General features: G+C 35.2%; 22 protein-coding genes. 13 read left to right on the forward strand and 9 right to left on the reverse strand.

The window, feature by feature from the left end; translation table 11 throughout:
* Nucleotides 1–59: 59 nt before the first annotated feature.
* Entirely contained in the window at nt 60–470 is a 411-nt protein-coding gene (locus tag AC52CF_RS07410) for a hypothetical protein (protein ID WP_214590181.1), read from the forward strand.
* A gap of 36 nt (nt 471–506) precedes the next feature.
* Here the strand turns inward: AC52CF_RS07410 and AC52CF_RS07415 are convergent, their stop codons facing one another.
* On the reverse strand, nt 507–656 hold the full coding sequence (locus AC52CF_RS07415; protein WP_410492760.1) for a bacteriocin-like protein: 150 nt from the start codon (nt 654–656) through the stop codon (nt 507–509).
* Between the two features lie 229 nt (nt 657–885).
* Here AC52CF_RS07415 and purB point away from each other — a divergent pair, with 229 nt between their 5' ends.
* The 5 genes from purB (at nt 886) to AC52CF_RS07440 (ending at nt 8,161) form a co-directional block, all read left to right on the forward strand.
* The gene (purB, locus tag AC52CF_RS07420; RefSeq protein ID WP_496518008.1) at nt 886–2,313 is read left to right on the forward strand and encodes an adenylosuccinate lyase; all 1,428 of its coding nucleotides are present in this window, start codon (nt 886–888) and stop codon (nt 2,311–2,313) included.
* A 321-nt stretch (nt 2,314–2,634) separates the two neighbouring features.
* On the forward strand, nt 2,635–3,108 hold the full coding sequence (gene tnpA / locus AC52CF_RS07425) for an IS200/IS605 family transposase (protein WP_496518009.1): 474 nt from the start codon (nt 2,635–2,637) through the stop codon (nt 3,106–3,108).
* Nucleotides 3,109–3,444: 336 nt separating this feature from the next.
* A complete protein-coding gene (locus tag AC52CF_RS07430) occupies nt 3,445–7,143 on the forward strand; it encodes a phosphoribosylformylglycinamidine synthase (RefSeq protein WP_496518010.1) in 3,699 nt (1,232 codons plus the stop codon).
* On the forward strand, nt 7,121–7,513 hold the full coding sequence (locus AC52CF_RS07435) for a barstar family protein (protein ID WP_214590178.1): 393 nt from the start codon (nt 7,121–7,123) through the stop codon (nt 7,511–7,513). Before AC52CF_RS07430 ends, AC52CF_RS07435 begins: the two co-directional genes overlap by 23 nt.
* 33 nt (nt 7,514–7,546) lie before the next feature.
* A complete protein-coding gene (locus AC52CF_RS07440; protein WP_214590177.1) occupies nt 7,547–8,161 on the forward strand; it encodes an SGNH/GDSL hydrolase family protein in 615 nt (204 codons plus the stop codon).
* A gap of 7 nt (nt 8,162–8,168) precedes the next feature.
* Here the strand turns inward: AC52CF_RS07440 and AC52CF_RS07445 are convergent, their stop codons facing one another.
* On the reverse strand, nt 8,169–8,540 hold the full coding sequence (locus AC52CF_RS07445) for a diacylglycerol kinase family protein (RefSeq protein ID WP_290266184.1): 372 nt from the start codon (nt 8,538–8,540) through the stop codon (nt 8,169–8,171).
* Between the two features lie 196 nt (nt 8,541–8,736).
* Between AC52CF_RS07445 and dnaN the strand changes: the two genes are divergently transcribed.
* The 3 genes from dnaN (at nt 8,737) to AC52CF_RS07460 (ending at nt 13,760) form a co-directional block, all read left to right on the forward strand.
* On the forward strand, nt 8,737–9,867 hold the full coding sequence (gene dnaN, locus AC52CF_RS07450; RefSeq protein WP_076394496.1) for a DNA polymerase III subunit beta: 1,131 nt from the start codon (nt 8,737–8,739) through the stop codon (nt 9,865–9,867).
* Nucleotides 9,868–10,463: 596 nt separating this feature from the next.
* Complete coding sequence (pheT, locus tag AC52CF_RS07455) at nt 10,464–12,866, forward strand: phenylalanine--tRNA ligase subunit beta (RefSeq protein WP_214590175.1); 2,403 nt, start codon at nt 10,464–10,466, stop codon at nt 12,864–12,866.
* A 483-nt stretch (nt 12,867–13,349) separates the two neighbouring features.
* Complete coding sequence (locus AC52CF_RS07460) at nt 13,350–13,760, forward strand: META domain-containing protein (RefSeq protein ID WP_214590174.1); 411 nt, start codon at nt 13,350–13,352, stop codon at nt 13,758–13,760.
* Nucleotides 13,761–13,807: 47 nt separating this feature from the next.
* On the opposite strand, the gene AC52CF_RS07465 is transcribed toward AC52CF_RS07460, so the two are convergent.
* The 7 genes from AC52CF_RS07465 to AC52CF_RS07495 form a co-directional block, all read right to left on the reverse strand.
* On the reverse strand, nt 13,808–14,047 hold the full coding sequence (locus tag AC52CF_RS07465; protein WP_002977986.1) for a DUF8828 family protein: 240 nt from the start codon (nt 14,045–14,047) through the stop codon (nt 13,808–13,810).
* 38 nt (nt 14,048–14,085) lie between these two features.
* On the reverse strand, nt 14,086–15,402 hold the full coding sequence (locus tag AC52CF_RS07470; RefSeq protein ID WP_214590173.1) for a hypothetical protein: 1,317 nt from the start codon (nt 15,400–15,402) through the stop codon (nt 14,086–14,088).
* A 101-nt stretch (nt 15,403–15,503) separates the two neighbouring features.
* Complete coding sequence (locus tag AC52CF_RS07475) at nt 15,504–16,394, reverse strand: 3-hydroxybutyryl-CoA dehydrogenase (RefSeq protein WP_214591104.1); 891 nt, start codon at nt 16,392–16,394, stop codon at nt 15,504–15,506.
* A gap of 24 nt (nt 16,395–16,418) precedes the next feature.
* Nucleotides 16,419–16,832 carry a hypothetical protein gene (locus AC52CF_RS07480; protein ID WP_375181747.1) on the reverse strand — a complete coding sequence of 138 codons (414 nt, stop codon included), beginning with the start codon at nt 16,830–16,832 and terminating at the stop codon, nt 16,419–16,421.
* Nucleotides 16,833–16,863: 31 nt separating this feature from the next.
* Nucleotides 16,864–17,739 carry a CGA/CIA family class A beta-lactamase gene (gene bla-A / locus AC52CF_RS07485; RefSeq protein ID WP_496518011.1) on the reverse strand — a complete coding sequence of 292 codons (876 nt, stop codon included), beginning with the start codon at nt 17,737–17,739 and terminating at the stop codon, nt 16,864–16,866.
* Nucleotides 17,740–18,013: 274 nt separating this feature from the next.
* A complete protein-coding gene (locus tag AC52CF_RS07490; RefSeq protein WP_496518012.1) occupies nt 18,014–19,735 on the reverse strand; it encodes a cellulase family glycosylhydrolase in 1,722 nt (573 codons plus the stop codon).
* Nucleotides 19,736–19,989: 254 nt separating this feature from the next.
* Nucleotides 19,990–20,952, reverse strand: coding sequence for a Gfo/Idh/MocA family protein (locus AC52CF_RS07495; RefSeq protein ID WP_496518013.1), 963 nt, complete (start codon nt 20,950–20,952; stop codon nt 19,990–19,992).
* 157 nt (nt 20,953–21,109) lie between these two features.
* Between AC52CF_RS07495 and AC52CF_RS07500 the strand changes: the two genes are divergently transcribed.
* From AC52CF_RS07500 to AC52CF_RS07515, 4 genes are all read left to right on the forward strand, one after another.
* Nucleotides 21,110–21,763 (forward strand): protein-L-isoaspartate(D-aspartate) O-methyltransferase, encoded by a 654-nt coding sequence (locus tag AC52CF_RS07500; protein ID WP_214590167.1) that lies wholly within the window; start codon nt 21,110–21,112, stop codon nt 21,761–21,763.
* A 309-nt stretch (nt 21,764–22,072) separates the two neighbouring features.
* Nucleotides 22,073–22,870 carry a hypothetical protein gene (locus AC52CF_RS07505; protein ID WP_214590166.1) on the forward strand — a complete coding sequence of 266 codons (798 nt, stop codon included), beginning with the start codon at nt 22,073–22,075 and terminating at the stop codon, nt 22,868–22,870.
* 234 nt (nt 22,871–23,104) lie between these two features.
* The gene (locus AC52CF_RS07510; RefSeq protein WP_214590165.1) at nt 23,105–23,332 is read left to right on the forward strand and encodes a hypothetical protein; all 228 of its coding nucleotides are present in this window, start codon (nt 23,105–23,107) and stop codon (nt 23,330–23,332) included.
* 103 nt (nt 23,333–23,435) lie between these two features.
* Nucleotides 23,436–24,410, forward strand: coding sequence for a 2-hydroxyacid dehydrogenase (locus tag AC52CF_RS07515; protein ID WP_214590164.1), 975 nt, complete (start codon nt 23,436–23,438; stop codon nt 24,408–24,410).
* The last annotated feature ends 12 nt before the right edge of the window (nt 24,411–24,422 follow it).

A 24,422-nucleotide genomic window follows, 5' to 3' on the forward strand; every position in this document is an offset into this window, starting at 1 on the left:
CAACTCATAAGGTTCTTTGGCATAATTTTGAACAGATTGAAAACTTAAAATTTAAAAACATGAAAAAAACAATTTTATTTGGTATGATGTTCCTTGGTTCATTAGTCTTTTCACAGCAAACGCATTTAGTGGGCGGAGACAAAGATGTTCATGGCTGTAAAGCTTCCGCAGGATATACCTATTCTCAGCTGAGAAACGATTGCGTAAGAGTTTTCGAGCAGAAAATTAAATTGAACGAGGTAAACTCAGACAAAAGTTACAGCACATCAACGGCAGTTATTTTCAGTAAAAACATGAAAAAAGCCGAAATTTTTATTCCCGACGGAAGCGCGAACAGCATTATTCTCGACAGACAGGGAAAAAGCAAGGTCTGGAAAAGCGGAAAGCACATCAAAGACAGCTATGTTTTGATAGCTTATAAGAAGACAGGCTATCAGATTAAGAAAAATGATGTTGTCATTTATCAATAAAAAACAGGAGAACTATTCTCCTGTTTTTTTATTAGTTTAGATACAAAGACTAGCATTATATGGTCTGCAAGGTCCGTTCTCTTTATATTGGCAACTACCTGCAGGACAACTTTCTCCTGGAGGAGGTACCCATCCTCCTGCAATGTTTTTTAAGGCTGACTTTGATAATTTTTTTAAATTTTTCATAATTAATTTGATTTAATATTTCTTTTGTAGAAGCTAAAATAAAAAATAAATCTGATAATAATTCATTTAATGTTGAAAAATATTTTCTACGGCTTTTTTATGAAAGTTTTCCTTCATTATTGCTGTCTGGTTTCATTTAAACACAGATAAGCATTTCTAAGAAAAAACCATTTTTATCTCTCACTGAAAAACCGTATTTTTGCATATCTAAAAAAAGTAAAAGAAAAGAATGAATTCCTACAAAAATCCATTGGAAGAACGCTATTCAAGCGAAGAGATGTTATTTAACTTTTCTCACAATAATAAATTCCAGAACTGGAGAAAGCTTTGGATTGCCCTTGCTGAAATCGAAAAAGATCTTGGTCTTGACATTACAGACGAGCAAATCGCCGAATTGAAAGCTAATGCAGAAAACATCGATTACGAAAAGGCTGCTGAATACGAGAAAAAGTTCAGACACGATGTAATGGCTCACGTTCATACATATGGTGATGTAGCACCTTCAGCAAAAGGGATAATTCATTTGGGAGCAACTTCAGCATTTGTAGGAGATAACACCGATTTAATCCAGATTCGCGACGGACTTTTAATCTTAAAGAAAAAATTGGTTAACGTTATTAAAAACTTAGCGGACTTTGCAATTGAATATAAAGATCTTCCGACTTTAGGATTTACCCACTTTCAGCCTGCTCAGTTAACAACGGTTGGAAAAAGAGCAACCCTTTGGCTTCAGAGTTTAGTCCTTGACATTGAAGAACTTGATTTCTTCTTAGAAACATTACGTTTCAGAGGCGTAAAAGGAACAACAGGAACTGCAGCAAGTTTCTTAGAACTTTTCAACGGTGATTATTCTAAAGTGAAGCATTTAGATAAAGAATTATCAAAAAGATTCGGTTTCGAGAAAGTTTTTGGCGTTTCCGGACAGACGTACGACAGAAAAATAGACGCGAAAGTAGTCGCTTTATTAGGAAATATTGCTCAATCTGCACACAAATTCACCAACGATTTACGTTTACTTCAAAATCTTAAAGAAATTGAAGAACCATTCGAGAAAAACCAAATCGGTTCATCGGCAATGGCTTACAAACGTAATCCGATGAGAAGTGAAAGAATCGGAGCTTTGGCAAAATACGTTATGTCTTTAACAACCAGTTCTGCAATGGTCGCTTCAACACAGTGGTTTGAAAGAACATTGGACGATTCTGCAAATAAGAGATTAACCATTCCTCAGGCATTTTTAGCTGTTGATGCAATTCTATTAATTTGGAACAACATCATGAACGGAATTGTGGTCTATCCTAACAGAATCAACAAACATATTATGGAAGAACTTCCTTTCATGGCGACAGAATACATCATCATGGAAGAAGTGAAAGCTGGTGGCGACCGTCAGGAAATTCATGAAGTGATCAGAGTTCATTCTATGGAAGCTTCCAAGCAGGTAAAAGTAGAAGGTAAAGAAAACGACCTTATCGAAAGAATCCTGAACGACGATTCGTTAAAATTAGATAAATCAAAATTAAAAGAAGTTCTCGATCCTAAAAACTTTATCGGTTTTGCGCCAATTCAGACGGAAGAATTCATTGCCAATGAAGTTCAGCCGATTATCGATGCAAATAAAGATTTGATTGGGTTAGAAGCTGATCTTAAAGTATAATATGGTATGCAGTCCTTTTGGGCTGCATATTTTTTAATATTTGGTTTGATGAGATAGCAGTCCTACGGACTGCAACGTTATTACAATAAATTTTCTACACAGATAAGATTCCTAACGGAATCAACTTGAAGAATTGTAATATTAATAAACATTCCAGAGGAATTTCATCTGTGTAGATAATAAATAAAGAGGCGTTTGCAGTCCGTAGGACTGTTATCTGTGTAGCAAAAAGATTGGTATATGAATTTGTTTTCAATCTGTATTCATTGGGAATTTGACAAAGATAATTTACCTTTGAAGAAGTGATGAAAATAAAATTTTATGCCCAACACCTATACACAAATTTACATTCAGGTTGTTTTTGCTACAAAAGGACGTGATATTAAAATTAAATCGGAAGTACGAGAAGAAATTGAAAAATATATTTGTGGAATATTTAGCAATAAAAATCAAAAAGTATTAGCTATTTATGCAAATCCAGAACATATTCATATCTTCTTCAGTTATAAGAATTTGCAGGTTACAATTCCGGAACTGATTAAAACGGTTAAAATTGAATCCTCAAATTTTATTAATGACAGGAAATTGTGTTTAGGAAAGTTTTTCTGGCAGGAAGGTTATGGTGCATTTTCCTATGCGAAAAGCCAAAAGGATAAAGTTGTAAATTATATTCTGAATCAGGAAAAGCATCATGCGAAGAAAAGTTTCAGAGAAGAATATATTGAGATGCTGAACGCATTTGAAATTGAATTTAAGAATGAATATTTATTTGAATTTTACGATGAATTAGGTTAATTTTTTTATTGTAAAATAATTTTTTAATAAAGAAAGATAGCAGTCCTACGGACTGCGCTATCTCAGACCATATAATTTTCTACACAGATACGATTCCTACGGAATCAGCTTTAAGAATTTTTAATATTAATAAATATTTCGGAAGAATGTTATACGTGTAGATAAATGAGTAAGATGTGCTCGCAGTCCGTAGGAATGTTATCTGTGTAGCAAAAAGCAAATAAATATGAAATCTGCAGTCCGTAGGACTGCTATCTGATCAATGTATTGCTGATTTAAAATCATCCCATTGATTATTTAAAAAAATAAATAAATCTAAATAAAATCTGACATCTAATGTCTCAAAACAAAAGAATTTTCGTAGAAAAAAGAGGAATTTTCGATGTGGAAAGTCCAAAAATTTTTGATGAAGTAAAAGCGGTTATACCGTCCATCCAAAGCGTAAAAGTATACAACGTGTACGATATTTTTGGATTAAATGACGGGGAATTCGAAAAGGTAGTCAACAGCACTTTCGTAGATCCGGTTACTGATATTTTAATCGAAGAAAATCCTGCACAGGGAGTTTATTTCGCATTGGAATTTTTGCCGGGGCAATACGATCAGCGTGCAGATTCTGCCCAACAGTGCATTGCTTTATTAACGGGAAATGAAAAATCTAAAGTAAGAAGCGGGAAACTAATTGAATTTGAAGGTGTTTCCGAATCTGATTTAGCAAAAATCAAAGACCTTTTAATCAATAAAGTGGAATCTCAGGAAAAAGATTTATCAACCTTAAACATTCCTGCGGAAGAAACTCCTTCAAAAGTTATTGTTCACCAAGGTTTTATCGATTTCGATGATGCTCAGCTTGAAGAATTCTTTAATAATCACGGTTTTGCATTAGGGTTGGATGATTTGAAATTCATTCAGGAATATTTTAAATCGGAACAGAGAAATCCTACGGAAACGGAACTTAAAGTTTTAGACACCTATTGGAGCGACCATTGTCGTCACACAACCTTCGAAACAGAATTGTCCAATATCGAATTTGAAGGACAGTTTAAACATACATTGGAAACGATTTTCAATGATTATATCGAAAAAAGAAAATTCTTAGGACGCGAATTGAAACCTATTTCCTTGATGGATCTGGCAACCGTTTGCGGAAGATATTTCCATAAAACAGGTCAGTTAGAAAACCTGGTAGTTTCTGACGAAATCAACGCCTGTACAATCCAGATTGAAGCAGAATACGATGGTAAAAAAGAACCGTGGTATTTATTATTCAAAAATGAAACGCACAATCACCCGACAGAAATCGAACCTTTTGGTGGTGCTTCAACATGTTTAGGAGGAGCCATCAGAGATCCTTTGTCTGGGCGTTCTTTTGTTTTCCAAGCGATGAGATTAACGGGTGCTGCAGATGTTTTGGAACCGGTTGATAAAACATTACCGGGAAAATTGCCTCAAAAAACAATCACAAAACAGGCTGCAAACGGATATTCCTCTTACGGGAACCAAATTGGTTTGGCAACTACAATGGTTTCTGAAATCTACGATGAAGGCTACAAAGCGAAAAGAATGGAAGTTGGTTTCGTTGCGGGAGCCGTTCCTGTGGATTGGGTAAGACGTGAAAAACCGGCAAATGGTGATTCTATCATTATTTTAGGAGGATCAACAGGTCGTGACGGTGTTGGAGGAGCAAGCGGAAGTTCAAAAGAACAGGACGAAACTTCTATCCATACGATGAGTTCTGAAGTTCAGAAAGGAAATGCCGTTGAAGAGCGCAAAATTCAGAGATTATTCAGAAATCCTGAAGTAACGAGACTGATTAAAAAATCAAATGACTTCGGAGCGGGAGGAGTTTCCGTGGCAATTGGCGAAATTGCTGATTCTTTGGAGGTTAATCTGGATGTTTTACCTTTAAAATATGAAGGTTTGAACGGAACTGAACTTGCTATCTCTGAATCTCAGGAAAGAATGGCGGTTGTGGTTGAACCAAAAGATAAAGAAAAGTTCATCAAATTCTGTGAAGCTGAAAATATTGTGGCTGTTGAGGTTGCAAAAGTGACAGATTCAGGAAGAATGCAGATGTTCTGGAAAGGTGATAAAATTGTTGATCTTTCAAGAGCTTTTTTAGATACGAACGGCTGTTCAAAAAGTCAGGAAGTTAAAATTACGCACCTTAATGAAGTAAAAGAAGAGATTCCGGCATTTAATGAAGAGAATTTCCTGAAAATTTTAAGCGATAAGAATGTTGCTTCTCAAAAAGGATTGCTGGAAATGTTCGATTCATCAATTGGTGCAACTACGGTTGCGATGCCTTTAGGTGGAAAATACCAGCAGACTTTGATGGAAGGAAGTGTTCAGACATTGCCAATCATCGGAGCAAAAGATATCGAAACCGTTTCTCTGGCAAGTTGGGGATTCGATGCAGAGATTTCTAAACAGAATTCTTTACTGGGAGCTTCTTATGCAGTAGTAGAAAGTGTTGCGAAGATCGTTGCAATGGGTGGCGATTATAAAAATATCAGATTCAGTTTTCAGGAATATTTTGAGAAATTAGGTCAGAATCCTGAAAAGTGGGGAAAACCTTTGGCTTCACTTTTGGGAGCTTACGATGCTCAGATCAATTTCGGTTTAGCAGCTATCGGAGGTAAAGATTCAATGAGCGGAACGTATCAGGATCTGAATGTGCCGCCAACATTAATCTCTTTCGCCTGTGCAAACGGAGAAAAGAAAAATATCATCTCTCCTGAATTTAAAAACGAAGGAAATAAACTATATTTCTTCAATCATATCGCTCAGGAAAACGGACTTCCGAATTACGATGCTTTAAAAGATGTTTATGAATTCATATTCCAAAATATCAAAGCAGGAAAAATCGTTTCAGTAAAAACGGTTAAAGAGGGTGGAGTTGCGGTTGCTTTGGCAAAAATGAGCTTTGGAAACAGATTGGGCGCTGACATTACAGTAGATGATGTTTCGGCATTGCTCAGCAAGCGAATTGGTAGCTTAATTATAGAATCTAAAGAAGAATTAAGTTCTGTAAATCTTCAATTGATAGGTCAAGTTGTTTCAGACGAAGTTTTAACCATCAACAATCTTCAAACTTCCATCAACAAATTATTAGCTGCAAACACCAATACTTTCGAAAATCTTTTCCCGACAGTTGAAAAAGAAAAAATAACGGTTGCATTGGATGAAAAATTAAATTCAGTCAATCCTAGAAATATCATCATTAAGAAACACGGAATCGCTCAGCCAAAAGTGTTTGCTCCGGTTTTCCCGGGAACAAACTGCGAATACGACACACTGAATGCTTTCGCAAAAGAAGGCGCTGTAATCAGCAGTTTACCATTAATCAATATCAATCACCAATTGTTGGATGAAAGTATTGATGCATGGGTAGAAGAAATTAAAACTTCCCAGATTTTAGCTTTCTCAGGAGGTTTCTCTGCGGGTGACGAACCGGATGGTTCTGCAAAATTCATCGTCAATGTGTTGAAAAACGAAAAGATGAGAAATGCCGTTCACGAATTGCTAGACAGAGACGGAATGATTATCGGGATCTGTAACGGTTTTCAGGCGTTGGTTAAATCAGGATTATTACCTTACGGAAGAATTAAAGATTTAGATGAAAATTCTCCAACGTTGGCTCACAACGCGATCAGAAGACATATTTCCCAGATGGTCAATGTAAAAGTCGTAAATGACGAATCTCCTTGGCTAAAAGGAATGAAAGATCAGGTTTTCACCATTCCGATTTCTCACGGGGAAGGTCGTTTCATGGCATCGGAAGCAGAAATTCAGAAGTTATATGAAAACGGACAAATTGCCACTCAATATTTAGATTTAGAAGGAAATATTGCCCAAGGAATGCCTTTCAATCCCAATAATTCATTATTCGGAATTGAGGGTGTCACAAGTCCTTGCGGAAAAATTTTCGGAAGAATGGGACATCCGGAACGTTTTGCAGAAGGTCTGTTTAAAAATATTCCAACCGCAAATTATCACAACATCTTTAAAAATGGAGTGGAGTACTTCAAATAACAATAAAAACAAAATGACTGTCATCAATGGCAGTCATTTTTCAAATCTGGAAGCGTTCTACGAGGAAGCTTCATTACTTTTTTTGAAAGATGAAAATTGGAAAGTCGGAACTTTAGATGGTTTTGATGATATTTTGTATGGATTTCAGGGTGAATTGATTTGGAAAGATTCTCGAAAATCAAAAGAAGATTTAGGTTTTGATCTCACCAAAGAATTTTACGAAAATAAAATCCGACAGGGAAGACCTTTCAACGTTACATTGATTCAGCAAAAACTGGATGATTTAATTAATGGAAACGGACAAACGCTATTTGAAATTTTAATAGAAATTATAGAATCGCATAAAAATATTACCCTAATTTTGGATTGATTTTTAATTGAACAATTAACATTTGCCTAAACTATGTACGGATTATTTTTTGGCGACAGCATCACTTATGGAGAATACGATGGCGTTTTTGGCGGCTGGGTCGATATTCTAAAAAGATATGTTCTGCAAAAATACAATGAAGGAAGCAAAGAACTGATTATTTTCAACCTTGGAATCGGCGGCGAAACAACCGAAGGTTTGGTAAAAAGAATTTCTTCCGAAATAGCAGCAAGAAATTCAGATGAAGGAAATATTATTTTTCTGGGATACGGCGCAAACGATCTGGCTGTAAAAGAAGATAATTACCTTGTAAATCCGGAAAAGTTCAGGGAAAATATATTAAAGGCGGTTCAGGAAGCAGAAAAATATTCACAAACAATTTACTTAATAAGCATTCTCCCGATTGCTGAAAAATTAGACGGAATTATCACTGCCTCCGGAAAATTAAGAACAAATGATGAGGTTTTGGTATACAATCAGATTCTAAAACAAATTGCCAAAGAAAATTCTCTGAATTATATAGATTTTCATTCTGCTTTTCTGCAGGATAAAGAAATCCTGCTTTCAGAAGACGGCATTCACCCCAATGAAAAAGGTTATGGAATCATGGCTGAAATTGCCATTCCGATTATAGAAAAATATTTATAAACAACCTTCAGAACTGCTGAAGAAATCCTGAAACATATTTCCAGTAAACCATAACTCCGACGATAACTGATAAAATAGCCATCAAAACTACGGCTCCGGCGGAAATATCTTTGATAAATCCAATTCTTTTATCAAATTCAGGCTGAACAAAATCGCAGATTTTCTCAATGGCAGTATTCAGAATTTCAGTCGTTAAAACGCCGAAGGAAACCATTAAAATTAAAATAGTATCTGTAGAAGAAAGATTCAGGTAAAAAATCAGAAACAAATTAACAAGGAAAGCGGCAAATTCAAGCTGAAAATTTCTTTCATGCTTCATCATGAGAAAAACACCCCGGAAAGCATTTCGTAAACTCTTATGTACAGGAGGTTTTCGCATATTAAAACTTTATTTGCAAATATAGTCAATTGCTAAAAGAAAATCCTTATCTTTAGTGCTTTAGGATGTTTTCGGGCATCAAAAAGCAGAGCAGGGAAGTTGTAAAATTATTTTGATGGATGTTAATAACTCTCAGAATTATTCTTTTCATTCTGTTTTCTATTTATTATATTTGTAAAAATTTATTTTTAAATCTATGAAATTTATTATTTCAAGTGGTGAACTACAGAAGGCTTTGCAAACTGTAAGTGGCGTAATATCAAGCTCTCAGTCGAGACCGATTTTAGAAAACTATCTTTTTGAATTAGACGGAACTCAGGTTACCATTACCGCATCTGACGGCGAAACGACTCTTGTAACTTCTCTTGAGGCAAAGTCTGATGATACGGGTAAATTTGCCGTTCCTGCAAAGATTTTTCAGGACTTCATCAAGACTTACGGAGAACAGCCTCTTACGTTGGTTGTGAAGGACAATGCGGAAGGAACAGGAAGTCAGCTTGAGATTTTAGATGAAAAAGATAACTTCGCCGTAGCATTGGATAACGCAGACGATTATCCGGAATTGCCGGAATTTGATGCCGCACAAAGTGTTACCATGCCTGCAGGAGTTTTATCTGAAGCCCTTACCAATACGCTTTTCGCAACAAGTAACGACTCTCTTCGTCCGGTAATGACGGGAGTACTGTTCCAGTTTGGAGAAAATGAAACCAACTTCGTTTCTACAGATTCTCACAGATTGGTAGTATATAAAAGAAAAGATCTGATGAATGCCGAACCTATGGAATTCATCATGCCTAAAAAGCCATTAAACATTTTCAAAAATATTTTAGCGAGCTCCAATGAAGACGTAACGATCGAATTCAACGAGAACATGGCAAAATTCACTTTTGGAAAACACGTTTGGATCTGTAGATTAATCGACGGAAAATATCCGAATTATACAGCGGTAATTCCTAAAGAAAACCCTAATGTATTAACCATCAACAGAAATCTTTTATTAGGAGCGATTAAAAGAGCTTCCATCATGTCTAATAAATCGACAAATCAGGTAAGATTTAAGCTTTCTGCAAACATTCTTCACCTTCACGCAGAAGATACGGAGTATGCAAACAAAGCAGATATGCAGATTCCTTGCGATTATAACGGAGAAGACATCAACATCGGCTTCAGCTCTAAATTCTTAACGGAAATGTTAACGATTCTTGGTTCAGACGATATCACCATGAAAATGTCTCAGCCAAACAGACCGGGAATTATCGAACCTCTTGATGGTCTTGAAGAAAACGAAAGTATTTTAATGTTATCAATGCCGGTCATCGGATTGTAATTTTGACGTAAATAAAATAGGATAAGAGGTTTTGATTTTTTCAGAACCTCTTATTTTTTAGGAGCTATTTCCCGCTTTCCGCACTCGCTATTTACTTAGGAATCGGCTGCGGCAGCGAAGCTGCCGCAGCCGATTCCTAAGTAAATGAGCTCAAACAAAGCTGCAATCGGGGCTAAAATTGCAGTCCGCCGTTTTGTAAAGAACAAAGAGAAGAAGTAAGAATATATCTGCAAAGTTGGTCATTCCATAGGAATCTAGGCTTAGTTTCAGAAATAGTAATGACAGATTTAAATTCTGCTGTTACTTGCTGAGTAGAACACCTTAGCGAACAAAAATATTCGAAATTTAACAATACTTTTCTTAGCGATCTTTTGCGTTAAAAATAAGGTTTTCAGGTTGCTGCGGTGTTTCGCTTTTCGCAATGAAAATGCCTTGCTAATCCGGCAGGAAAAAGAAAGCTGCTAAATAACTCTTAAAGTTTCTCTCACATTTCTCTGTTTCTTAAAAAAACACGATATTTGTAACGCGAAAAATTCAAGTAAAATTTTCAAAATAAACAGGGTTTCTTTTAACCTTGAAAAATAATAAATTATCAGATGAAAATATCAAACAACTGGCTTAAAGATTATATCAAAACGGACCTGAAAACTGAAAGAATCGGTGAGTTCCTTACAGATATAGGTCTTGAAGTTGAAGGGATAGAAAAATTTGAAAGCATAAAAGGAAGCCTGGAAGGAATTGTTGTGGGTAAAGTTTTAACCTGCGAGAAACATCCGAATGCAGACAAATTAAAAAAGACAACCGTAGAAGTAGGAAACGGAAAGATTTTAAACATCGTTTGCGGAGCTCCTAATGTGGAAGCCGGACAAACCGTTCCCGTAGCAGTTGTCGGAACAAAAATCTATGATAAAACCGGAAACTTTTTCGAGATCAAAGAAGCAAAAATCCGGGGAGAAGTTTCTCAGGGTATGATCTGTGCAGAAGACGAATTGGGTCTTAGCGACGATCATGGCGGAATTATGGTTTTGGATGAAGAAAAGTTTGAAGTCGGAAAAAATTTCGCAGATTATTTTGAAATAACAAACGATGAAGTTCTGGAAATCGGTTTAACGCCGAACAGAACCGATGCAATGTCTCATTACGGTGTTGCAAGAGATCTTCACGCTTATCTTTCCACAAACAAGCAGAAATCGGAGTTCGAAAAAGTATCTTCTGTTGCACTGAACAACGAAGGTTCTCACGATTTTACATTAGAAGTGGAAGATGCAGAATTATGCCCGAGATACATCGGAGCGGTGATTGAAAATGTAAAAGTGGCAGACTCTCCGGCTTGGCTGAAAGACAGACTGAAAGCCATCGGATTAAGCCCGATCAACAATGTTGTAGATATTACAAATTATATCCTTCACGGTTACGGACAGCCGCTTCATGCTTTTGATGCAGATAAAATTACAGATAAAAAAGTAAAAGTAGGGACAGTAAAAGAAGGAACAAAATTCACGACTTTAGACGGCGTTGAAAGAACTTTGAACGGTTCTGAAATCATCATCAAAGACGGAAAAGATACACCGATATGTATTGCCGGAGTTTTCGGAGGAGCTAATTCAGGGGTTTCTGCTGAAACAACTACCATCTTTTTGGAAAGTGCTTATTTCAATCCGGTTGCGGTGAGAAAAGGAGCAAAATTCCATGGATTGAATACCGATGCTTCTTTCAGATTCGAGAGAGGAGTAGATCCTAATATTACAAGAACAGCAATTACGCACGCTATAAAATTAGTTCAGGAACTTACTGAAGGAAAACTTGTGGGAGAATTGCTGGAACAATATCCTAAGAAAATTGAAGATCAGTACGTCATCATTAGATTTTCAAAAATCGAGCAGATTTTAGGAACCAAAATTCACAGGGAAAAAGTAAAAGAAATTTTAAAAGCCCTTGAAATTCAGGTTTTAAATGAAATTCAGAATGGTTATGAAATTTCTGTACCTGCTTACAGAGCAGATGTTACCAGAGAAATTGACGTTATCGAGGAGATTTTAAGAATTTACGGATACAATAAGATCGATGCTCCTCAGAAAATTTCGTTTACGCCGGTAAAATTGGCTGCACAGGATCAGGATGAGCTTGAAAATAACTGGGCAAGAACATTACAGGGACTAGGTTTCAATGAAGTAATGAACAACTCATTGACTTCGCTGAAAGATGAAACGGATGCCGTAAAATTACTGAATCCTTTAAGCAGCGATCTGGCATTTATGAGAAAGTCTTTACTGGAAGGGCTTTTGCAGAATGCAATTTACAATATCAACAGAAAAAATCAGGATATTAAATTCTTCGAATTCGGAAAGATCTATCATAAGAGGGATCAATACGAGGAAAGAAAGCAATTGGCTATCCTTGTTTCCGGAAGAGATGTTGCAGAAAACTGGTTGCAGCCGAAATCTGCGACAAGCTTCTATAATCTGAAAGCTTATGTAAAAGTTTTGCTGGAAAGATTAGCAGTTGATTATAAAGAAGTGGCTTTGTCTGATGAAAGATTTTCTGATGCTTTGGCGTATGAAGTGGATGGAAAAGCTTTGGTAAGAATCGGGAAAGTGGCTACTCAGATGTTGAAAGATTTCGATATTGAGCAGGAATGTTTCTACGCCGAAATTGAACTTGAATTTGCTCAGAAATTACGTTCTGAAAATCAATTGAAATTCAAAGATATTCCTAAATTCAATAAAATCAGAAGAGACCTTGCTTTACTGATCGATAAGAACGTGAATTACGAAGATCTTTATCAGACAGCAAAGAAAAATAAATCTCCGTACCTGAAAAATATTAATTTATTTGACGTTTACGAGGGGAAAAATCTTCCGGAAGGCAAGAAGTCTTATGCAATGAGTTTCGAACTTTTAAACGAGGAAAAAACTCTTGAAGAGAAAGAAATTACTGCGGTAATGGATTCCTTAATTAAATCTTTCCAGAAAGAATTCAGTGCAGAATTAAGAGGGTAAAAAAATTATCTTTCGAATACAATATAAACGGACATTTGTCCGTTTTTTTTATGGGCAAAAACCGAAATTGCCAATAGTTTAAAGATTTAATATTTTATTAAATTAACCTCAGTGTGGGATAAGAAATAAATTTAAATAATTGATTTATAGCGTTGTATTATTTTATCGCAAAGAAAAACAAAAGATTTTTTTTACTTATTGAAAGTTTACAAGCTAAACAAAGGCACTTCGTTTATTTGAAAAAGACAAAATGGTATTACTTTGATAAGTTTTACGCCTTTGTATATCTTAAAAGCTGAATTCCTGATAATTGAATCTCTTTGTTTAACCTTGCGTTTAATACTTATTCCGAACTCAGGTTAAATCAGGATAAATCATATTCAATTACAATTTTATCTGAAGTGTTAAAGAATAATAAAATCTTCCGAAACCCGTTTAAATAATAATAATTCCGTAAATTTGGTTTAAATCAAAAAGTAAACAATGAAGAATCTTTTTTTAAGTATATGTACTGCTGCAGTTTTGGTTTCGTGTGGAACAATGTCTAGCTCTTCTGCTTCCAAAGTAGGAAAAGCGCAGCCTTCTCTTGCAGGTACAAAATGGGCTTTGGCTGATAATGTGAAAGGAAAAATTCCTACTCTGAATATTGAAGGAGAAAAGATCAGTGGTAATGCAGGATGTAATAATTACTTCGGGACAGCGAAAGTGGATCCGGCAATGGGTAATTTTTCTGCGGGAGCTTTAGGTTCTACAAGAATGGCTTGCGATAATATGAGCGTGGAGAAAAACTTTATGGATATGGTAGGAAAAGCCAATAAATATGTAGTAACCGGAAATGTTCTGGAATTGTATCAGGACAATCTTTTACTTTTAAAATTCAATAAAGCTGAATAAAATAAAAAGGAACTCAATCGAGTTCCTTTTTTATGTTTAAATTGTTATTAATCTTCCTCTTCTTCGTCGTACTTAGCCAACTCTTCATCACACCATTTAAACGCAGCTTCCACTACTTTTGTAGCCTCATCCGCCATTGTTTCTTCGTCGTCACCTTCCAGATCATCCAGCCACTCAACTTCTTCTTCCTCAACGTTTAAGATAAATCTTGGATATTCTGTGTGTACCACGAATAAATCTTCTGGAAATTCCGAATTATCTGCTAATAAAAACTTTGGTAATTTCATTTTTTTAATGTTTTAACTTTAAATCAAAGATAATAAAATTATTGGTATTTGTTCTTGTCAATCTTTATTTTTTGCAAAACTTTATACCTTGTTAACGTTGTTTTCTGAAGCGTATCTTTCGGTTTAAAAGTTAGCGTAATATTAGGATTGATGGTACTCATCAGTTCGGCAACCTGTATTTTATCAAGATCTTCCGTGGTTTCAAGATAGAATTTTAAAGGTATTTCATCAAGTTTTTCAGATTGCAGAAACTGCTTCATTTCCTTTCTGTTTTCAAGATAATTGCCTTTGGAAAGCCATGTAAATAACATTCCCGAAAGCAGACTTAAAAAGCCTAAAGCGTATGTTTTAACTTCAAAAACCATGAATAATTTCCTGAAATAAACCAGCCAGACCGGAAGACTGAAAGGAGCCATTAATCTGTAATCAATCGCATTCACAGAATAAAAATACTGAATAAAATAAGAACAGATAATCCCGAAAACACTCACAAAAATATAAAAGAACTCTGTTTCTGAAAGTTTGTATTTAATAAAAAGGAAAACAATCAGCAGGATATTTACAAAGCCGATTCCGTAGATCGCATAATTGATCATTCCGCCTCCCGGATCTGCAATGTGAATAAAAGGGTTGAAAGTGGTACACAATCCCTGAAACAATTCAACAAGAAGTTTAGAGGTAGGATATAGACCGATTTCCAGAAATTGACTGACATAGTTTTCGTTAAAGTAATCAATGAAAACAAATTTGTACAAAACCACAAAAATTCCTCCGATAAGTCCTGAAATAATAAATATTCCCGAATATTTTCTTTTCCAGAAAATTAATCCAAAAAGTCCGGTTCCGCCCATGATGAAAAGAGCGCTGTATCTTATGTTATACAAAGCAATCAGGCTTAGTGAAAGATAAAAAACGGCTTTTCTCTTTTCTAATTTTCCTTCAATAATTAATGTGGAAACATATAAAAATAAAATAACGAACGGCAAAATCAACGGTTCGCTCATGGTGTAGGAGAAAATGGAGAGGAAGCTGAATAAAGCACATAAAACAATGGATTCTCTAAAGAAAAATTTCTTCTTCCATGTGAAAAAAAGAATGAAGAAAAATGCAGAAATTCCTACAATTTTACTTCCCCAGAATTCATCAAACCCGAAAAATGTAAAAAATTTTATCGCTAAAGGATATCCTAAAGGCGTCGTGGTATTATCGATCGTCGGAAAAACGTGCGCAAATCTCATATAACGGATGGAATCCGGATTTACACGTCCTTTTTCATTAAGCAGAAAACGCAAAATGGTCATCACTAAAGTAATGATGACCATTGATATCTGAATATTTTTTTCTTTAAATTTCATGGATCGTGAAATTAGTAAATTTTGCAAAGCCAGTCAATCTTAATCACATTAAAATTGAATTCCAGAAAATTCACAATTTACCCTTCACAATTCACTTTTTATTATTTAGAAAACATTTTCGCTACTTTTTCTGCTTTTTTGCTTTCGGAGTAATCATAGAAACCTTCGCCAGATTTTACGCCTAATTTTCCTGCCATTACCATATTTACCAACAATGGATTCGGAGCATATTTAGGATTTTTGAAGCCATCGTACATTACGTTTAAGATCGCTAAACAAACATCAAGACCAATAAAATCGGCAAGCTGAAGCGGTCCCATTGGATGCGCCATTCCCAGTTTCATTACCGTATCGATTTCCTCAACACCTGCAACACCGTTGTACAATGTCTCGATAGATTCATTAATCATCGGCATTAAAATTCTGTTGGCAACAAATCCCGAATAATCGTTTACCTCTACAGGAACTTTTCCTAACGTTTTGCTCATTTCATAGATCGCATCGAACGTCTCTTTGGAAGTGGAGTAGCCTTTAATGATTTCAACCAGTTTCATGATCGGAACCGGATTCATAAAGTGCATTCCAATTACCTTATCGGCTCTTTTGGTAGCCGCCGCAATTTTTGTGATCGAAATTGAGGAAGTATTGGTTGCCAAGATGCAGTTTTCAGGAGCAAATTCATCCATCTGTCCGAAAATCTTCAGCTTTAATTCCTGATTTTCCGTTGCTGCTTCCACAATAAGATCCGCAGAACCTACCGCATCCTGAAGTGCTGTAAATGTGGTGATGTTCCCTAAAGTTTCCGCTTTTTGTTCTTCGGTAAGGTTTCCCTTTGCAATTATTCTGTCGAGATTCGTGGTAATGGTTTTAAGACCTCTGTCTAAAGCTTCCTGAGATACATCTACAAGATTTACTTTAAAACCGCTTTGTGCAAATGTGTGCGCAATACCATTTCCCATGGTTCCGGCTCCGATAACTACAATGTTTTTGATCATTTTTCCTTATTTAAGTTTTAATTATTTACTGTTGATTAAAGTTAAATTTCGTGCATTGGAAAGATCTGCTTTTTTTACCGTCAACGTTTCATCAAAACTCACATTCCCGTCTCTGTTAGGCCTTTTCATTTGGTTCTGATTATTGATGGCAGCTTTCAGTCCTTCCACAAATTTGGTTTTCTGGGTTCTGGAGAATGTATCTGTTCCGATATAAATGTTAAATTCACCTTCTCTTCCCAAACCGCTTTGTTTATACACTTCGAAATTTTTTATTTTGTTTTTTTTCTGAAACTGATTAATGAAATCCATCACAGGTTTAGCGGAAGGCGTACCGCAGCAAATGCTGTGATAGCCTACCTGCAGATAATTTTCACTCTTCTGTGCAAAAAATACTGCGGAAGTGAATAACCCGATTATTAATACTATTTTTTTCATTTTTAATGGTTTTAAAATTAAGCTTAAATTTTTATTTATTAAAATAATCCCAGACTGTTTTTGAAATGTCTGAAATCATTCTGCAGTTTACTTCGGCTGTTTCCGTTGAGTTACTGACAAATACAGCTATTGCATAATGCTTGCCATTCGGTAAAGTGATGATCGCAATTTCATTTTCAGCACCCGTTAAACCTGCATTATTCTTGCCGGAAGATCCCGTTTTTCTTGCGATAAGTGTATCTTTCGGAAGCTGCTCAATTAATTTATTTGTTCCTGTAGAAGTGGAAAGCATTACTTTCATCAGATAATCTGTTGATTTTTTTGATAATAATTTTCCGTCATAAAACTTTTTCAGCACATCAACCGCGGAATTCATGGTGGTGTAATTTTCATACTGCGCGTTCCAGTCTTTGTGCATCGCTTCTTCATTGTATTTGATCTGAAAGTTTTTCACCCCTTTCGCATTCATAAATTTCTGAACAACCTGCGTTCCGCCCAATAATTTTAAAAGAATATCGCAGCCGTTATTGTCACTTTTAGCAACGGTGTATTCAATAACTTCACTTAGAGGAACAATACCGCCATTTGGATATTTTTCGCGAAGAGGCGACCATGTATTTTCATGTAAATTCGATTGATTAAGGGTAACTTTTTGATCTAAAGAAAGTTTTCCTTTCTCTACATAATCTAAAACCGCAGCAGCAATATGAAATTTGAAAACACTCTGCATCGGAAGCTTTTTATCAGCATTTTTATTGTATGTAAAACTGTCTTCGAACCCCAGAACAGAAATTCCGACCGTTGCTTTTTTATCTTTAATAATAGAGCTTATTTTTTGATCTAAAGAAGATTTCTGCGCAAAAACAAATGCCGAAATCAAAAGAAATAATAATTTGATTTTTTTCATAATATTTGTTTAATCATCTTTTTATTAACCGCAAAAGAAGCAAAAGAAATTCTGTACTATTTAAATACTTTTTAGTTGATTAAAAGTCTGTAAAAGATAAAAATCTTTGATTTTTTAAACTGATGTGTTCCTTTTTTTGTATTTAAAAATTGAACTTAAAATAACTAAAGTGTTAATCATTTCCTTCTTTTGCGGTTAAAATAAAAGTTTAAATAGTTTTAAAAATAAATCCCTCTTAGAAACTAAAAGGGATTTGCAAGTTATGATTTTTTCTTTATCTCACTTCAAAATAATTCAGATTAACGCCATCATTTTCGAAATAAATTCTGACTTTATTTTCTCCTTTTTTAAGATGAATTCCTTTTGCAGAAGCCGTTTTCCAAATTTCATTTCCGCCTGTTGAAGCCAATGAAACGGTGGTTAATAGTTTTCCTGAAGCATCCTCAATCAGTATTTTTGCGTCGTTTTCACTGGCATATTTTATGTCGAAAGTATACGTTTTATCTGCTTTTGAGTTCATGGTATACTGAAGCCATTCTCCGGTTTCTGTCTTTCCGACGTAATATTCATTGTCTTTTGTTCTGTAAATATCAACACCGTCATTTCTCAGTTGATTTCCGGAATTCCATTCCGATCTTTTTGCGGGATCACTTACCCAAAGATTAATAAAATCTTTATCCGAATAAGCAGAACCTATTCTTCCTAAATCATAATCGGTTGCGAATATTTTTCCTGGAGCCTGTAGATTTTTGAAAGGTTTTGTGGAACTGTCTTTTGTCTGTCTGAACATCGCATCAATCACATCATTTTTAATTTCCACATTGCTGAATTTATAGTTTTCAGCAATCTGCATCAAAGCTTTCTTGGCGAAATCTTTAGATGGTTTTTCAGCTCCGTTCTTCCAGTAATCCAGTAATTTCTGGTATTCCGGAGTAATTTTAACGTTGGTAATTCCTGCGAAATTGTCTATTTTTTTCATCGGCCAGAATGCGTAACCAATGTTGTGTTTATCTAAAAGCCGGATCAGCTCTGTAAACCATACATTCGAATTTTCGCCTGTTTCGCCCAGCCAGATCGGGATTTTGTGTTTTTCTCTTAAATCCAAAGCAAATTTCAGCGTGGCGTCATCATTATTATTCCAGTATTTATGGAAGCTGAAGACCATATTATCATCCCAAAGCGACGTTAAACCGTTGTAATTATTTCCCCATCCGTTTCCTTCGATAATGATGATGTGTTTTTTATCAACAGTACGGATCGCTTCCGTGATTTCTTTCTGAAGCTTCCAAAGCGGTGCATTCGACATTTCATCCGTTCCGTTTATATTTTTTCCTGTGAAATTAATATTGGGTTCGTTAATTAAATCATAACCGCCAATCCATGGAGAATCTTTATATCTTTCGGCTAATTTCTTCCATAATGCAATGGTTTTTTTCTGATTTTCTTCGCTTTCCCAAAGAGATGGTTTGGATTTATCACGATCCGAAATATTTACATCATTTCCCTGTCCGCCCGGAGCTGCATGAAGATCGAGAATAAGGTACATTTTATTATCAGCGCACCATTTAAGAAGATTATCAGTCATTGTAAAACCTTCTTCCAGCCATGTATTTTCTCCTTTTTTAGGTTCTTTTTCAATCGGTAAAGTGTACAGATTATAATGCATCGGAAGTCTGATCGAATTGAATCCTGCTTTTTTTAGAAAATCAATATCCTGTCGGGTAATTCCGTTTTTCAGATAAACTTTGTAAAACTCGTTCATACCGTCTTCACCAATCAGTTCAGCAATTTTCTCCTTGATTTTGTATTGCGGACCTGCAAAGTCAGCCGTTTTCAGCATATATCCCTCCTGAAGCATCCAGCCTCCCAAACCGAGACCTCGCAACTGAATATTTTCACCTTTATCATTAATAATTTTCTCACCTTGTGTTTTTAAAAGCTGTGATGTCCCAAATTGAGACAATAAAAAAGCGGATAATAGGATGGCTCTTTTCATAGTGATTTTAATTATTGAATTGTTAAGGGATTGTTTTAAAGAAATTATTGATTAAGAGTTAACAAATATATTTAAAAATTATTGAAAAGTAATTAAATTGATTTAAAATTTAAATATAAAAGAGATTCGACATTTAAAACTTTCGACAAAAGTCAATTGGAAATAATTCATAAAAAAAACGGGTTTTTAGCCCGTTTCTATCAATAAATTATCGTGTTATTCGTGAAAATATTTGTGCGATTTGTGTTAAAAAATTAAGAAATCAATTTCATAATTTCCAAAGCCACTTTCAGCGCTTCTGTTCCGTCTTCAAGCGAAACTTCTATATGCTTATCTTCGGTAATAGAATCTGCAAAAGAATTAAGCTCATCCAAAATCGCATTGTTCGGCTGAATATTCGGATATTCAAATAAAATCTGATTTTTCTCTCCCTCTGCATTTTCAATAATCATGTCGAATGGAGTAGGGTGTTCAGGAGCGTCTTTCATGCGGATCACTTCCGCTTTTTTCTCAAGAAAATCAACGGAAATATAAGCGTCTTTCTGGAAGAAACGGCTCTTTCTCATCGCTTTCATCGAAATTCTGGAAGTCGTTAAATTCGCAACACAGCCATTTTCAAATTCAATTCTCGCATTCGCAATATCCGGTGTTTTGCTTATCACACAAACGCCGCTTGCGTGAATATTTTTAACCTTAGATTTAGCAATGCTTAATAGAATATCCAGATCATGAATCATCAGATCGAGGACCACCGAAACATCCGTTCCTCTGGGATTAAATTCTGCTAACCGGTGAATTTCAATAAACATCGGATTATTGATGTATTCTTTCGTTGCAATAAATGCAGGATTATATCTTTCAACGTGTCCTACCTGTGCTTTAATGCCTTTTTCCTTGCATTTCTGAAGAATTTCTTCCGCCTGTTCAAGAGTTTGGGTTACAGGTTTTTCAATGAAAAAATGCAGACCTTTTTCAATTGCTTTTAGCGCATAATCGTAATGATAAATGGTGGGCGTTACAATATCCAGCATATCGATCTGCTCCAGCAATTCATCAAAATTCTCAAAATATTTATATCCGAATTCCGCTTCCAGTTTTTTCCCGTTTTCTGCGTCTTTGTCGTGGAAACCGATGAATTCGTATTTATCTGACTGATTTAAAAGTCGTAAATGTATTTTTCCTAAATGTCCGGCTCCTACCAAACCTGCTTTCAACATAGCTGTATTAAATTTCTGTAAATATAACAATTTGTTGTTGGTTGTACATTGACGGTTATCAGAAAATTAAAAACTGCTTGCAACAGTTTTTAACCCCCGACAAAATTTCATATTTTTGTGCGAACTGTTACCTGCAACCTAATAACTACTATCTGTAATGACGCAAGATTCATTTGTACATAAAGGAAAAAGAAAGATTTTAGTGGAATATCTCCGAAACAGAATCGGGATTTCGGATGAAAACGTACTTTCAGCAATGAATGAAGTTCCGAGACACCTTTTTATTGAAAGTATTTTCGAAGATTTTGCCTACGAAGACCGTGCTTTTCCTATTCTTGCGCATCAGACGATTTCGCATCCTTCAACAGTTGCCGAGCAGTCTGAACTTTTGCAGGTGAAAGAAGGGGAAAAAGTGCTGGAAATAGGAACTGGCTGTGGTTATCAGACCGCCGTTTTAATGGCAATGAAAGCCCATGTTTATACGGTTGAGCGACAAAAAGATCTTTTCGATTTTTCTAAAAAGAAACTCCGTGAAATGAATTTATATCCAAAATTTCAGAGTTTCGGGGATGGCTTTGCCGGACTTCCTACCTTTGCTCCGTTTGATAAAATTATCGTGACCTGCGGCGCTTCCGTTTTACCAACCGAACTTCTGAAACAGCTTAAAGTCGGCGGAAAAATGGTTATTCCTCTCGGTCCGACCGATGAGCAGGTTTTATACAGATTTACAAAAATCTCACAGACCGAATTTGAAAAAGAGGAATTCGGGGCTTACAAATTTGTTCCGATGCTTGGAAATACAAATCAGTAGTTAATAATCCGAGTCACTATTTTTATCGTTGCCGGAAATCGGAGATGGAGCGTATTTTCAATTTAAGTTTTCAGCATATTCAGGAATATGCTGAATAATGATCATTATCCAAAATTCTAAAATAATTTGGTCGTTAAAAAAAATGAGTTTGAAAGAATAGTTTGAGAATCAGACAGATAATGTTTTTTACTTCTCAAATCGGCTAAATCAGGACAAAAAAAAGTAATAATCTTTTTAAAAAGTACTGAAATAACAATTAAAAAATATATTTTAGCCGAAATTTTAAAATAGCACATGAAAACAAAAATTATGCTTCTGTCTATTGCATTACTTGCAATATCATGCTCTAACGATTCAAACACTGTAGATCCTGTAGATTCAACCCCCATTCTTCTTACCAAATTGATGAATAATGGGGAAACCTATGTTTATACCTACAATGGTTCAAAAATAGTACAGGAAAAAGGTTTAGTTGACGGAGATATCAGCAACTTTACTTATACGGGTGATTTGATTACAAAAATCGTTAGTACCTCTTCTAATGGAGCACCAACTTCTACAGAGACCTTCACTTACGACAGTTCTAATCGTTTAATAAAAGCGGAGGATATTTCGGGTTCGAATAGTACAGTTACAACGTTTAATTATTTATCTGCCGATCATGTTACCATAATAGAAAAAAATACAAGTGGAAATTATGTAAAAACATATACCAGAGACGCCTATTTAAATACTGATGGATCTGTAAAAAGCTATACTCAAACCATACAGGCGACTCAAAATGGAACTATTGTTGAAACTGGAACGGGTAATCTGCAACCTATTGTTTATGATAACAAAAACAATCCTTTCAAAAATGTTACAGGTTTAAAGAATATTCAGGTTTATTATCAGGTAGATCAAGCATCTGAACATAATGTCCTGTCTTACAAATTAGTGAATAGTACTACAGGGAGTGGGTCAAGTGGTATAAGTTCTGATATATTCACGCAAACTTATCAGTACAACTCTAATAATTTTCCTACACAGAGTGTCTTAAAAAGCTATGACAATAATAATACATTAACGGGAACTTATACGACTACTTACGAGTACAATCACAATTAATCAACCGGACGATGAAAATAAGAAAAGATACTGTTTTAAAAGGCAGTATCTTTTTTTGTAAGCATACTTTATTACTGACTTATCAATACAGTTACAGTCCTGAGTCTTATTCTTAACCTTTAAATCTTCCATTTAAAATAATCTGTTATTAAAATTAATTAAAAACAAAAATTACGTGACGTTTCGGAACGAAAATTGAATATGTATTTCTGTATAATTAACTAAAATCTTAATATGATGAATGCGAAAAGATTTAAAATATTACAAGATTTCAGTAATATTCAGAACGGTTTTAAGATTAATTTCCGAAACAGAGCGGAAGATAATCCGGATAAAAAAGAATCCGGAAATGATCTTCAGGTAAACACTTTCAAAGCTAAAAAGTCGGAACCGAAAAGAAAAGTCAGAAGATCAGCATTGGAGATTTGGGAAGAAATGGAAGAGTTGATATCTGAATCTTAGAAGAATAAATTAAAGTATAATCATTTTAATATTAAAGTTGAAAAACCTTACTTGTGAAAAGTGAGGTTTTTTACTTGATGAAATCATTTAACCATCACAAAATATGAAAGTATTCATTAACAAAAGAATTCCTGAAGCAGGTATCAGACTTCTTAAAGACGCTAATCTTGAAATATTCATTCCTGAACAAGAAAATCTCTCCTATGAAGAATGGCTGAATTACTGCAGAAGCCATGATGCCATTTTAAGCGTGGGAGGAGAGTTTAAATTCGATAAAGACTTTTTTAACGAATGTCCGAATATAAAGGCGATTGCCCTGTTTTCAGTAGGGTTTGATCATGTTGATATTCAGGAGGCCGATGCAAGAAAAATTCCGGTCGGAAATACACCCGATGTGTTAAGTAAAGCCACTTCAGATGTTGCTTTTTTACTCATGCAGTCGGTTGCACGAAGGGCAAGCTATAATTTTGAAAAAGTAAAATCCGGAAACTGGGGAGATTTTGATCCTTTGCACGCTTTGGGTCAGGAATTATACGGAAAAACGCTCGGTATTTTCGGTCTCGGAAGAATTGGATATGAAATGGCTGAAAAATCCAGAGCTGCTTTCGGAATGCAGATTATTTATCACAACCGCCATCACAATGAAGAAGCAGAAAAGAATTTGGGAGCAAAATATGTTTCTTTTGATGAGCTTATTGAGCAATCCGATGTTCTGAGTATTCATGCCAATTTCAAACCAGAGCAGAAAGAGCTTTTTAATGCTTCTGTCTTTGATAGGATGAAGAAGAATGCAATCTTCATTAATACCGCAAGAGGAGGTTTCCATCATCAGAAAGATCTTTACGCCGCACTTTCTGAGCATAAAATCTGGGGAGCCGGACTGGATGTTACCAATCCGGAACCAATTTTTAAAGATGATCCTATTTTAGAGCTTTCTAATGTTTGTGTACTTCCTCACATTGGCTCAGCAACGGAAGAAGCCAGAAACGGAATGGCAAAAGTGGCTGCTGAAAATATTATTGCCTTTTCAAAAGGTGAAAAAATGCCTGCCTGTGTAAATCCTGAAATATACGCTTAATATCTTGGAACT

It is taken from the genome of Chryseobacterium sp. 2P, assembly GCF_059579425.1.